At 42.6% G+C, this 13,510-nt stretch carries 10 protein-coding genes; 5 read left to right on the top strand and 5 right to left on the bottom strand.

Going from position 1 to position 13,510, the window contains the following annotated elements; genetic code table 11:
- Positions 1–14 precede the first annotated feature (14 nt).
- From RMY64_RS36000 to ahcY, 3 genes are all read right to left on the bottom strand, one after another.
- Positions 15–1,187, bottom strand: a complete 1,173-nt coding sequence (locus RMY64_RS36000) for a hypothetical protein (protein ID WP_322702598.1) — start codon at positions 1,185–1,187, stop codon at positions 15–17.
- 116 nt (positions 1,188–1,303) lie between these two features.
- Positions 1,304–2,221 (bottom strand): hypothetical protein, encoded by a 918-nt coding sequence (locus RMY64_RS36005; RefSeq protein WP_322675112.1) that lies wholly within the window; start codon positions 2,219–2,221, stop codon positions 1,304–1,306.
- Between the two features lie 393 nt (positions 2,222–2,614).
- Positions 2,615–3,892: an adenosylhomocysteinase gene (ahcY, locus tag RMY64_RS36010; protein ID WP_322675113.1), complete on the bottom strand. Its 1,278-nt coding sequence runs from the start codon at positions 3,890–3,892 to the stop codon at positions 2,615–2,617.
- Positions 3,893–4,274: 382 nt separating this feature from the next.
- Between ahcY and RMY64_RS36015 the strand changes: the two genes are divergently transcribed.
- The 3 genes from RMY64_RS36015 (at position 4,275) to RMY64_RS36025 (ending at position 10,259) form a co-directional block, all read left to right on the top strand.
- Entirely contained in the window at positions 4,275–5,942 is a 1,668-nt protein-coding gene (locus RMY64_RS36015; protein WP_409882853.1) for a mechanosensitive ion channel family protein, read from the top strand.
- 319 nt (positions 5,943–6,261) lie between these two features.
- A complete protein-coding gene (locus tag RMY64_RS36020) occupies positions 6,262–9,603 on the top strand; it encodes an efflux RND transporter permease subunit (RefSeq protein ID WP_322675114.1) in 3,342 nt (1,113 codons plus the stop codon).
- A gap of 218 nt (positions 9,604–9,821) precedes the next feature.
- Entirely contained in the window at positions 9,822–10,259 is a 438-nt protein-coding gene (locus tag RMY64_RS36025) for a DUF6918 family protein (RefSeq protein WP_322675115.1), read from the top strand.
- Between the two features lie 346 nt (positions 10,260–10,605).
- On the opposite strand, the gene RMY64_RS36030 is transcribed toward RMY64_RS36025, so the two are convergent.
- On the bottom strand, positions 10,606–11,274 hold the full coding sequence (locus RMY64_RS36030; protein ID WP_322675116.1) for an HAD family hydrolase: 669 nt from the start codon (positions 11,272–11,274) through the stop codon (positions 10,606–10,608).
- 242 nt (positions 11,275–11,516) lie between these two features.
- On the opposite strand from RMY64_RS36030, the gene RMY64_RS36035 reads away from it, so the two are divergent.
- A complete protein-coding gene (locus RMY64_RS36035) occupies positions 11,517–12,131 on the top strand; it encodes a Uma2 family endonuclease (RefSeq protein ID WP_322702599.1) in 615 nt (204 codons plus the stop codon).
- 66 nt (positions 12,132–12,197) lie between these two features.
- Positions 12,198–12,800 carry a hypothetical protein gene (locus RMY64_RS36040; RefSeq protein ID WP_322702600.1) on the top strand — a complete coding sequence of 201 codons (603 nt, stop codon included), beginning with the start codon at positions 12,198–12,200 and terminating at the stop codon, positions 12,798–12,800.
- A 460-nt stretch (positions 12,801–13,260) separates the two neighbouring features.
- On the opposite strand, the gene RMY64_RS36045 is transcribed toward RMY64_RS36040, so the two are convergent.
- A partial coding sequence (locus RMY64_RS36045) for a WD40 repeat domain-containing protein (RefSeq protein ID WP_322702601.1) occupies positions 13,261–13,510 on the bottom strand: 250 nt, incomplete at its 5' end.

The raw sequence follows: 13,510 nt of genomic DNA on the forward strand, positions 1-13,510 counted from the left end.
GCGTAAATAGTACGCTAACTCGTTTTTTCTTCCCCACACCTTTTTTCGTTCACCCTTATACCCTCAATACTATTGAACAAGTGATGCTCGTTTTCTGGAATATCTTCAATTGAAAAATATCGAGGGGAAAATAGCATCTTTTTCTGGTTAGGTTCGATACTGACTCTGTTCGAAACAGAGGTCCAAATCGCTTTTGCATAGTCAGGAGAGAAATTTTGTAAGTACAGGCCGTTTTTCACGTGACTCAGAAACCTGAAATATGACTTTACAGTACCCACGTCTTCCCAATTGATAACCATTTTTATCATAGGTTGCTTTTTGGATTTTTCTCCAAAAAGTTTATCCATATTCTTTAAAATATAAGTTATAGCATGCGCTCCGTTGTATATTTCAGAATCGTTTTTCTTTAAAAAAGTTACACAACCCTGATTTTCAATTTCTTGCCGAACTTTATCCATTAATTTTGTTACGGCTAGCTTACTGAAATATACAAGTCCTGTATTTACAATATGATTTCCATTTGGAAGAATACAGCTTCTAAACTCTTCTGGCGAAGGGTTCTCTATAAAATCAATGAATGTGAACGCGCTTTCGGAGATTGATGTTTTTTCTGCTCTGAAAATTCCAACGGAACTTGGATAGTTCAGCCTTTTTTCTGTGCCAATAAATGCCAAGTGATTGCTAGGTTGTTTAAGTTGTATTTCAATGAATTCTGCGATTTCTTGTGAGCTGCTGTCATATACTAAATCTACTCCGCTGATAAGCGTTGCTTTAATATTTTGTGGATTTCTTAGATAATAGTTTATTACACCTGAAATATTTCCGTTGGGAGGGCATGTGAAAAAATCATACCCAGTTTTATTGACAAAGCTTGTACCTAGTGCAAGTGGAAAATCAGCCACGTACATATCTCTGTAATAATTATTAAGAGGAAAAGGAAAGCAAGCCTTAGTATAATCACCGACTAATTGTGTCAAGGCTTTTAGTCTTTTCCCTTTACCTGCTGCAACTATGAAATAATTGACCTCCTCATTTAAATGTAGACCCGTTTTGTGACTCAGAAATATTTTGGGCAATTCATATTCCTGAAAGGAATTGACTACACTTTGAACTTTTGTCAGGTATTTGTTATTAGGTAAAACAAAGATCCCTGTTTTACTCACTGTGTCATTATCATTGGAAGGCACTATAAACCTCTTCTAGAGACAACTCTTCTCGAAAGCAATACCTTATGGTTTACGATTTTAAACTTAATTGTAGTTTAAGAAATGGCTTCTTAAATGCTGTCAAATTTGTCAATACATTAGCCAGATCCACTATATCTTTGAAAAAGAGGTATCCAAGTGCCTCTGGAGTGACAAAAAGGCATTGGTGTAGTTCCGGGTGTGTTCCAATCGAAAGTAACAAGTGCTTTCGATCGATCGAATTTTTTGTAATTCGAGCTATCTATGATTTTCATATACTTACTGAGCCAATTATTTAAGACTAATTTTTCCTCTTTAGAATACGCAACGTTTTTAGGATCATCAAAATTCCAAATCTCTTGGTGATAGATTGCTTCAAGGTTAGGAATAGGGTCAAGCAGTGGAGGCTTTGACCTATCTTTCCAACCAAATTTTAATCTATCTAGTCCTAACTGACTAGCCACAAGAGTAACTAAGAAAACTTTGTCAAAAAGGGCAAATTTCTTTCTAACTTCGTCAGTTAAATAATAACTTAATCCCCCACCATTGACCACGATATCATCAATTAAGACTAGATTCTTTACGCCTAAACTTTCTATCTTCTCAATAACGTGATAGTCTTTCAAAGAATCCAAAGGATAGAACTTCTCTGTGATTTTCCCAGATATCATCTCAGAGTGCAAAGCACCTTTAACTTTTATGTTATTGGCTTGACTATACAAGTAGCTCATATATGCACCACTTTTAGCGTGCCCAGGAAATAAGAATATGACCTCGCTTTCTTTTTGGTAGGTCTCTAGTCTTAATTTTGACATCAACTTTAAGTGGAGAGATTCAAAAGCATTTCGTGCTTTTTTTGTATCATAGTAGATAAAATCAAAAAGCAGCCTCAACGCAATATATTGATCTTCAGTTGTTAAAAACTGATTACACCATTTAGTAATGGGAATATCAGCATGTTGAACTAATGCTGGTCGTTTTCTTTGGACAAGCTCAATATACTGCTTTATTGTTAGTTTTTCTTCAAAAAGAGACATGTTTCTTGTCTTAAAACTGTCATAATTGATTTTGCATAAATGCTAAATTCAAATCCATAATTCTAAAACTTTGGCACTGGTCTGCATAGTTCCGTATAACCACCCTTTACGGAAGGATTATGATGTATCTAAAGTGACACGTCCAGATTTAACAGAGAGGTGCGAGGGATAATACCCTCCATCGACTCTACCATAATTCTAGGTATTAGACTTGTCGCTAAATAAGAGTTAAAAAATGATGAAATGAAATTCTAGACTTCGCTTATCAAATTATGCAGCCATTAAGTAAGTAAGCTTTTGCACTTTGCGGATTACGCTTGCAGTATGGGCAAAACCCAAAAAAAAGGGATAAGCCCAAAAGCTTATCCCTCAAACAATTAACTAATCAATGTATCAAGTTCCACTTGTCCAAGAATTGATGTACTCAATTTGATCGGGTGTGAGGCTATCAATCGTGATCCCAATAGCCTGCAACTTCAATCGAGCAATTTCTTGATCGACTTCAACCGGAATTGAGTGCAAACCAGGTTCCAACTTACCCTTATTCTTCACCAGGAATTCACAAGCCAAAGCTTGGTTGGCAAAACTCATATCCATTACCGCGCTGGGGTGTCCTTCAGCCGCAGCTAGGTTAATCAAGCGTCCTTGTCCGAGAACGACAACTGATTTACCATTTTTCAATTTATACTCTTCGGTGAAAGGACGAACTTCTTTGATTTCTTTAGCTTGTGCAGCCAAGTATTTCAAATCAAGTTCCAAGTCAAAGTGACCGGAGTTACAAACGATCGCACCATCTTTCATGACATCGAAGTGTTCGCCACGAACGACGTGCTTGTTACCAGTCACAGTGATAAATATATCACCTTGGGGTGCAGCTTCAGCCATTGGCAGGACGCGGAAGCCATCCATTACGGCTTCAATTGCCTTGATGGGGTCGATTTCGGTGACGATGACGTTAGCACCCATTCCACGGGCGCGGAGGGCTGTACCTTTACCACACCAGCCATAACCGACAACAACAACATTCTTCCCAGCTAACAAAATATTGGTGGCGCGGATAATGCCATCTAGGGTTGATTGCCCAGTACCATAGCGATTATCAAAGAAGTGCTTGGTGTCAGCGTCGTTGACGTTGACTGCGGGGAAGGTGAGTACGCCTTCTCTAAACATGGCGCGTAACCGCACGATCCCAGTGGTGGTTTCTTCGGTGCTACCAATCAAATCAGCAATTTGGTGTTGGCGTTGTTGTACCAAAGTTGCAACCACATCGCTACCGTCATCAACAATAATGTTGGGGCGATGATCTAAAGCTATTTGGACGTGGCGGTTATAAGTTTCGTTATCTTCGCCTTTTTGAGCAAAGACGGGAATTTCATGATCGACGACGAGGCTAGCGGCTACGTCATCTTGGGTTGATAAAGGATTGCTAGCAATTAAAAGCGCGTCTGCACCACCGGCTTTCAGAGCGATCGCCAAATGTGCTGTTTCGGTTGTAATGTGGGCACAAGCTACAAGGCGTAAACCAGCGAAGGGCTTTTCGGTTGCAAAGCGATCGCGGATTTGCTTCAAAACTGGCATTTCGCGTCCAGCCCATTCAATGCGCTGTCTTCCCAAGGCAGCTAGGCCGAGGTCTTTAACCTCGTGCTTTAATCGGGGAGAAGTTGCGGTCATCAAAAGTTACCTCAAAAAATTAAAAAAGCTACGTAAGTTTTACGCACTCTACTAGGTTATTCTACTACTGGCGATTTTTGCTTGGATGAAAGCAAATCACTAGTCAAGAATCCTCAAAACTAGCTTGACGTTTGATCGCCGGAATGTCAACTTCCTCTCCAGCTTCTTCCTTTTTGTTTTATCTTTGGTAAGCATAAGACTCTTTTCAGGCTGACATTCTGATTTTCGTCATCTGTCTCAAGATAGAAGACAAAGAAAAAAAATATCAAATTTTCATCAACTCAAGGGAAAACTTCAACTTTAGATAGGTACATCTACCCAAAGGAATTAAGCAGGATAGTTAAAGTAGTAATTAATAGATTTTACTCAAGGAGGTGTTTGAGTGCGCTTTCAATTTTTGGCGTTGGCTTTGCCCGCCGTAGGCATCGCTAGTTCAATGGCTATAGGCATTGTATCTGTGCCAAAAGCCACGGCCCAGATACCTCTTTTACCGCAACTGCAAGCTCCCAGCAGTATTAGTAATGATTCAGATAACAGAGTTGTTTCGGGCTGGATTTATTTAGATGGTCGTCGGTTATTTCAAATAGCGGCAACAAGAACCAACTTTCCTGAGCGTTCAGAAGATATTCAAAAGAAGTTGGAGAAAATTGGTCAAAATTACTTTCAATCACCAGCAAAAACACCAGTCAAGGTAGAAGTTCGCAAAGTAAACGAATTACCAGTAATTTATGTCAACGGTCAATATCTGATGACCGTTACTTCGGAAGATGCGGAACTGCGACAGGTAGATGTATCGACATCGGCAAATCAAGTCGCCGAATCATTACAAGAAGACTTGCAACAAGCCAAGCAAGAAAGGCAAATTCAATCTTTAATCGACCAAGGTAAAATTGCTGGCGGTATCGGACTAGCAATGATTGTTATGAGTTGGGGGGTATATAGTTGGCAGCGGCGTTCCCAAAAGAATTTAGAAAACTCCATTGCCTCTCAACCCCAGAGGGAACTCTTCAATTACCCAAAACCAGCAGATCAAGCAATTACAACACAATTAAATCAACGGCAACAGCAACATCTTCAAGAAGCCAAGAGACGATTGTTTCAGCTCAGTCAAGCCGGAATTTGGGGAGGTGGAAGCTTCTTTATTTTGGGTTTATTTCCCTATACACGAGGTTTGCAGGTAGCAATTCTCACAGCCGCCCAGTTTCCTGTGCGATTAGGTGTTGTATGCTTGGCAACCTATGTAGCAATTCGTTTGACCTACGCCCTGATTGACCGCTTCGCCTCCACACTGATTAGCAGTGGTGCTTTCCTCACTCCAGAAAGTTCTGCACGGTTGCAACTGCGTGTTTCCACTTTTTCTGGTGTAACTAAAAGTATCACTACTGTGATCTGGGTAGGAGTAGGTTTCTTGATCGCGCTGGTATCTTTGGGGATAGATATCGTTCCCTTACTAGCGGGTGCGAGTTTAGTTGGTGTTGCATTGTCTTTGGCATCGCAAAACTTAATTAAAGATGCGATTAACGGTTTTTTGATCATTTTAGAAGACCAGTATGCTTTAGGCGATGTGATTAATGTGGGGAACGTGGGAGGCTTAGTAGAAACTCTGAATCTGCGGATGACCCAAGTGCGGGATTCTGAAGGGCGTTTAATCACGATTCCCAATGGTGAAATTAAAGTTGTTGCCAATCTTTCTAGTCGTTGGTCGCGAGCCGATTTAACAATTCCCATCGCCTACCAAGCCGATACAGAAAAGGCTTTGAACTTGATTGCAACTATTGCCGATAAGATGAATCAAGAAATGCAATGGCAGAGTCAAATTTTGGAACCGCCGCAAGTTTTGGGAATAGATCAATTTGGCGATCGCGGTTTGATTATTCGTGTCTGGATTAAAACACTGCCCCTCAAGCAATGGGATGTAGCACGCGAGTTTCGCCGCCGCCTAAAAGTTGCCTTAGACGAAGCGGGAATTTCGATTTCTGTCCCTCAACAAGCAATTTGGGTCAATGACGAGCAATCGTTAAATTTTTCGAGTAATGGCAAAGATAATTAGAAATTTAGATTCATTACCGCATTTTTCAGTTGATGAGACTAAACGGTGACTTCTCCTAGCAGGGGAGCATACTTCGACTACGCTCAGTAACCGGGGGAGCAGGGGGGAAGTTGCAGTAAGTCTTTCCCCTCTGCCCCTCTGCCCCTCTGCCCCTCTGCCCCTCTGCTCCTCTGCCTCTGTGCGCCTTTGCCCCTCTGCCTCTTGTACCCAATCCCCAATCTTGTGCGATCGCCGACATTAAGCCTTAATAAATCCTTATATTAATAAAAAGCTACTACGTTCCTAACCAGTCTGAAACAATTCCATTATTGCTTGATTTATGTTTGTCAATACCTTCATCAGGCGGCCAGTGCTGACGACGGTCTGCACGTTCATTATCTTGCTGCTGGGAAGCATCTGTATACCGATTCTTCCCATTTCTCAGCTACCAGACCTTGCTCCAGTACAAATTACAGTTAGCTCTAACAATATTGGTGCAGATGCTCAAACAACAGAAAATACTGTCACCAACATTATTGAGCGACAAATTAATGGTGTTAAAGATGTATCTTATATATCTTCTAATACGGGTAATGATGGTTCGAGCAATATAACTGTCTCGTTTCCCACTAATGTCAATAGCGATATTGCTCAAGTAAACGTTCAAAATAAAGAAGCACTGGCTTCACCTCAATTGCCTGATACCGTTCAACGAACAGGTGTAACTGTTGAAACAGCATCGAGCAGTTTATTGCTGGTCTATGGGTTTTACTCAGAAAATAATGAGTATGACAACATTTTTATCAGTAACTATGTCGATCTGTATATTTTCGATCAGATCAAACGGCTTCCTGGTGTAGGAAGTGCCAGGGTTTTTGGAGAACGCAAATATGCGATGCGTCTCTGGCTCGATCCCAACAAGCTTGCCCAACATCAACTAACTCCTCAAGATGTAACAGCTGCCCTGCAACAACAAAATATTCAAGTGGGTGCAGGGTCGATTGGTAAGGAACCAGCACCAGATAATCAAAGCTTTGAATTTGCTTTACGGGCAACCAGTCGATTTAAAGATGCGGCTGAATTTGAGGATATGGTGCTGAAAGTTACTCCAGGCAGTACTACTAGTAGCACCAGTAATAACACTACTAATAGCACTAGTAATAGCACCAATAGCATTTTAGTTAAAGTCAAAGATGTCGGTCGAGTTGAACTAGGAGCAGAGAACTATCTGGCTGATGCCAAATTCACTATTCCAGGAAATGCTCCCAAGGCAGCCGTGGGTTTGGGGATATATCAACTTCCCGGTAGTAATGCCCTGAACGTTGCTCATGCTGTTGAAGAACAGATCAAAATATTAGAGAAAAGTTTTCCACCTGGACTTAAAGCCGAGTTGGCATTTGATACCACTCCGTTTGTAGAAATTTCTTTAGAAGAAGTTCTGCACACTCTAGTTGAAGCAATTGTCCTAGTGGTCTTGGTAATTTTTGTCTTTTTACAAGACTGGCGTACCACGATCATTCCGACTGTGGCGATTCCCGTTTCCTTGATTGGGACGTGTGCGGCTCTGTTGGTTTTAGGATTTCAAATTAACACACTCACCTTATTTGGTTTTGTTCTCGCGATCGGGATCGTCGTGGATGATGCCATTATTGTGGTGGAGGCAGTTGCAGTCAAACTAGAGCAGGGTATGAGACCCTTTGAGGCGGCTGTGGAAGCCATGAAGGAGTTAACTGGGGCAATCATTGCTACTTCACTTGTACTCATGGCGGTATTTATTCCAGTTGCCTTTATTCCAGGCACTACTGGGATTGTTTACAAACAATTTGCCTTAACCGTTGCTTGCTCCATTGGCATTTCCACCTTCAATGCCTTAACCTTCTCTCCGAGTATGGCAGCCATCCTCATGCGCCCTGCTCAGACTCCACGCGGCCCTTTGGGGTGGTTTTTTACCCAATTTAATCGAGGATTTAGCTGGTTCACGCGGCGATATGTCGGGTTTATTAGCTACCTTACCCATATCAAGCCGATTGTAATTGGTGTTTTTCTCACTGGTTTATTAGCAACAGTTTTGATGTACAGAGCAGTACCTACCGGATTTATTCCAGAGGAAGATCAAGGTTACTTCTTTGTCATTGTCCAGGGGCCTGACGGGGTTTCTTTGAAATATACTGAATCTGTGATGAATAAGGTAGTCAAAGAAGTCACATCGGCTCCCGAAGTTAGAGCTAGTTTTATGATCAGTGGCTTTGGTTTCGACGGTAATGCTTCTAATTTAGGTATTGCCTTTGCTAACCTGAAACCCTGGAAAGAAAGAACTGAACAATCTCAATCTGTTTATGGCATACTTCAAAGACTGAACGCAAAGCTATCTACAATTACAGAAGCCAGAGCGATCGCAGTCAATGCTCCTCCAGTGAGAGGATTAAGTACTACGGGTGGTTTTGAGTTTATCGTTCAAGACAAAACCGGCAGTGCGCCGATTGAAAGCCTAATTGATGCTGCTCAAAAATTGATTGGGGCAGCACGTAAAAGCCCTGTTCTCCAAGGAGTCTTCACTCAGTTCACCGCAGATACTCCCCAATTTGACATTCAGGTAAACCGCAACCAAGCCAAAGCTCTCAATGTTGAAATTAACGACATCTTTGGGGCATTGCAAACTTATCTGGGGTCGCAATATGTGAATAACTTCGTGCAGGGACAGCGACAGTATCGGGTATATGTGCAAGCAGATGGAGTGTTCCGTTCTAATCCAGAGGATATTGGCAAGCTGTATGTTCGCTCTGCCAATGGGGCGATGATTCCGTTGAGCAGTTTGGTGAAAATTACTCCCTTTGTGGGGCCGAAAACCATCGCCCATTACAACTTGTACAGGTCAATCAAAGTACAGGGCGCTCCGGCTCCCGGTGCTAGTTCTGGACAGGCGATTAAAGCAATGGAGCAACTAGCAGCAGAGAACTTACCTCAAGGGTTTGGTTATGAGTGGACAGGCACTTATCTCCAAGAGAAGACATCGGGGGGAGCTACGGGCTTGATTTTTGCCTTAGCGATCGTTATTGTCTTTCTGGTGCTGGCAGCTCAGTATGAAAGCTACGTTGACCCAATTATTATTTTGCTGACAGTTCCTTTGGCAGTTTTGGGAGCAATGACAGCGATTTGGCTGCGTTCCAATATTTTCATGGTAGGTAGCCTCTTTCCCAAGGTAGTAGATGATATCTATTGCCAGGTAGGTTTGGTGACTTTGATTGGTCTAGCTGCAAAAAATGCAATTCTAGTTGTGGAATTTGCCAATCAACTGCATGAGCAGGGCATGAGCTACACGCGGGCGGCGGTGAAAGCGGGGCAAGAACGCTTGCGACCAATCTTAATGACATCCTTTGCAGCGTTGTTAGGATTTTTGCCCTTGGTAATTTCTCAAGGGGCTGGAGCCAGCAGCCGTTGGTCTTTAGGAACAGCGCTGTTTGGGGGGCTGATGCTTTCCACATTCTTGAGTTTGTTTTTAGTGCCAATTCTCTATATTTTGGTTAAGAGCTTGGCTCAGGCTATATTACCTCGGAAGCGAGGCGGTTCAAATCCACCAGATTCACCAAATGGAGCTTCGGGAACTAGACATGAAGTTCTACCTGCTGGCTCAAGTCATCCAGAGACGCAACTTAGGTCTCAGGAGGATGGGATAAGCTCTTAAGTCTTATACACAGGGGGCAGAAGTTCTTTAATTTTGAATTTTGAATTTTGAATTTTGAATTGATTTCTCCCCTGCCCCCTTGCCTCTTCTCAACTATGCAGCTTAAAAGCGTATCAGTTTATCCACAACATCTCTAACTCTGATACCATTTTCTGTAATTTCCTGCTTGCTAAAAAAATTAGCCGAATAGAATTAGTACTTAGATAAGGAAGAGTGAAATGGGACTTAGTGAGGGACTTTTGAATCCGACCAAAAAGGCTATGGTCGTAGATGATTGTTGCAACATGATTGAAGGACAGCTTGCATCCAAGTCAGGCATGAGCGGCATCGCTTTGAAAACTGCCTTTGCTGCTTTGAAAGGGATTAAGCCAGGGTATATTCCTTATGTCGTTGAGCAGATATTACCGCAATGCTTTACAGCTCTCGATCCCATCTGGAGTAGAGGCGTAGAGAAAGGCGATCCAGTTGAATATCTGAGTGCAAATCGCTCTGATACAGCAGACGCGCTACTGAGTGTTACCGATGCTAGAGTCAAGAACTCAACCCGCCAAATCGTGCGAGGAACCTATGAAAAACTTCGCGGTTCCGCCAAAAAGCACGTAGAAGAAGCAGTGCCAGATTTAGCGAAGGTAATCAATAATTACACTAAGGTCTGAGCCAAAGGTTAGAGACGCGATTAATCGCGTCTTCTAAAAAAGTGGGAAGCGCAGATGCAAAGTAACTTTTCACCAGATATCGCCTCAAAATTTTACCAACTTCAAATCAAGTCCCGCCCGTTGGATGGCTCTTTCTTTTATAGCAACAGCCAAAATGGTTAGGACGTTAACAGATGATAAAATTTAGACACAAAAAGGCTTTTCACCCAGTCCCCAGTCCCTAGTCCCCAGTTCCTTGCTATAACTGTTCTCCAAGATTGACTAAGGCTTTTTGAGTAGTATAATATTGCACAGCTTCGTTAATGAATTGACTGCGATCGCCTACCCTTCTTCCTTCTTTTAATATTTAAGCATTTGCACCCAGAATAGAAGAGTCATAGTGCTGTAGTAAATCTTCTGGATCGTTGTAAATTGCGATCGCAAGCGATAGTTGTTCATCGCTAAAGCCACCGCAGCGCAAAGCAATCACACCTACTCCTGCTTTGCCGGCAGACTCAATATCATAAGGAGAATCACCTAGCATCACTACTTTATCGGGGGTCATTTGCCCTTTTTTCAAGGCGGCTTGTACAATGTCAGGGGCAGGTTTAGACGCTTCGGCATCATCGGATGTAGTTACTTCCGATATTAAATCATCTACTTGAGCAATTTTGAGTAATATGTCAAGTTCTTGAGAACTTGCTGAACTAGCAACAACTAGATGTAATCCCGATTTTTGCATCTTTAATATTAAGTCTCTGGTACCATTGGCAGGAGTAATTTGCGATGTAAATTTGTTCAATATGAGTTCTTTGCGCCGTTTAGCGATCGCTTTGCCAGTTCCTTCTTCGCTATTTAATTCTGGCGCTACTTTGGGAATCACTTGATCTCCACCCATACCTATAAGTGGTCTGACTTTTTCAAATGGCACTTCTAAGCCATAAGCTGCAAATGCTTCTACCCAGGAATTTGCATGAACATCATTACTTAATACCAGTGTGCCATCAATATCTAAAATCACTCCCTCTAAAGCCATGAAAAACCTCGACTGACGTTTTGTTTCATTGATGATGGCATGGCAAATATTTTAATTCATCGTCCCATCAGAAGAGAACAGGATAAGAGTTGAGAAGGCGATCGCTTATAATTACAGGAGATTGCAAGTAAGTGAACTACAAGCAGCACTGATTCATCAAACATAAAAAGCTTCTTTCTAACTCATGCTCCCTGCCCCCTGCTCCCTGCCTCCTGCCTCCTAAACGAATCCTTGAGGTCAAGATGGTACAAACACCCGCTAGTCCAGAAACCGAAACCCTATTGATTGAGTTGCCTAAGTCCATTGGGCTGTATGTTACCCAAGAACAGTTTGCTGCTTTAGCCGCAGCCAACCGAGACTTGAGACTAGAAAGAACCGCACAAGGAGAATTAATAGTGAACCCACCAACAGGCTGGGAAACCGGGAGACGTAATTGGAGTATTTCGGGTGAATTGTATTTGTGGTGGCGTAATGCGGGCGAACCTGGTGAAGCCTTTGACTCTTCTACAGGCTTCATTTTACCCAATGGTGCGACTCGCTCCCCCGATGCCTCTTGGGTGAGTGGAGAACGATGGCAGACGCTTACTTCGGCACAAAAAGGAACCTTTGCTAATATCTGCCCCGATTTTGTGGTTGAGTTACGCTCTAGTTCAGATACCCTCAAGTCCCTACAAGATAAATTGAGAGAGTATATCGACAATGGCGCGAAACTTGGTTGGTTAATCGATCCGCAGCAGCGACGGGTGGAAATTTATCGACTGGCTAAAGATGTGGAAGTGTTAGAGAATCCTGCTGAGTTGTCGGGTGAAGCGGTGTTACCAGGTTTTGTCTTGAATTTGCGACGGGTTTGGGATTGAAAGTATCTTGCTCGCTACGCGTTAATTAAATAGTTTTTATATAAAAAAATAATAGGGAAAATCCTGATGCCTTATAGTAAATTTACCCTCAGTAAAGCTGTAGAGGATTTTCAACTCACTATCATTGAAGGCGATCGCTTTCTGCCTGAAATTTCCCCAGTCAATCCAAGTTCTTTACTCAAAGATACACTGAAAGAAACGCTGCCTTGGGCGATCGCAGTCAGTACTGAAAAAGCGCGTTCTGAAGGTATTATCAATCCAGTTTTGTTAGAAGTCAAACGTCAGTTCAAAGGACAAATTAGTGTCTTTTCGGGTGAAGAGTTCAGCGTGCAGCCAGAAATTGATTTGACGGGTTATGTCGATTTTCTCATTAGTCGCTCTCCAGAGCAGTTGTTTATTAAAGCTCCGGCGGTGGTTTTGGTGGAAGCGAAGAAAGAAGACCTTAAACCAGCACTGGGACAATGTTTAGCCGAGATGGTGGCAGCTCAACGCTTTAATCAACAGAAGCAGCAGCCGATTTCAACCATCTACGGAACGGTAACGAGTGGTACAGTTTGGCGGTTTCTTAAACTAGAAGGGCAAACTGTTACGATTGATCTGACCGATTATCCACTGCCACCAGTTGAGCAAATTTTGGGCAAACTGGTTTGGATGGTGCAAAATGCCTGATGCAGGCGATCGCATCTAAGCTTTGGGAGTAGATGAGACTGCAAGTAAACCCCGATCGCAGACCAAAACACTTGTAGAGACGGCGATTTATCGCGTCTCAAAACCCAATATTTTGTACCAATAACCCTTAACCCAACCGTATTGGGCTATAAAAGCAGAAGAATTAAAGAAGCGATCGCCTAATGGACAAGTACAAGTAGTGCCATCGCGCTTTAGTTAAAATCGCTTTGATTCAATATGAGAGGGCGATCGCAAAATATTGCTTGAGCTACATCGAATAGATAGAGGCGATCGCCTGTCCTACAATGAAAATCTGTTTTCAGGCGATCGCATTGCTACCGGATCGAGCTTGTGATTGCTTCTCTTCTCTACGAGACGTTTTGCGATCGTTGCACTCGCAATGACGTTTTATCTGGCTAGCTGATATTAATCCGGCGATGCATAATTTTTCACTTGGCTTTCACTTGATATCATCGCAGAGACGCTTGTCACTCTCACCCAAATTCGGGTTATTCTGCAAATAATCACGCAGCCAATTGCAACCCCCCACCAGCAATTGGTCTAAATTCTGCACAGGCCACAACCGCGCTGTCCCGTCTTGTGATGCCGTGGCGATAGTTTTGCCGTCCGGGCTGAAACTCACACTTGAGACTGGGCCTTGATGCCCTTTGAATTCTTGTAGCAGTTGCCCGTTGAGCGTCCACAACCGC

It is taken from the genome of Nostoc sp. DedQUE08 (assembly GCF_034530895.1).
In the GTDB taxonomy this organism is placed as follows: Bacteria; Cyanobacteriota; Cyanobacteriia; order Cyanobacteriales; family Nostocaceae; genus Nostoc.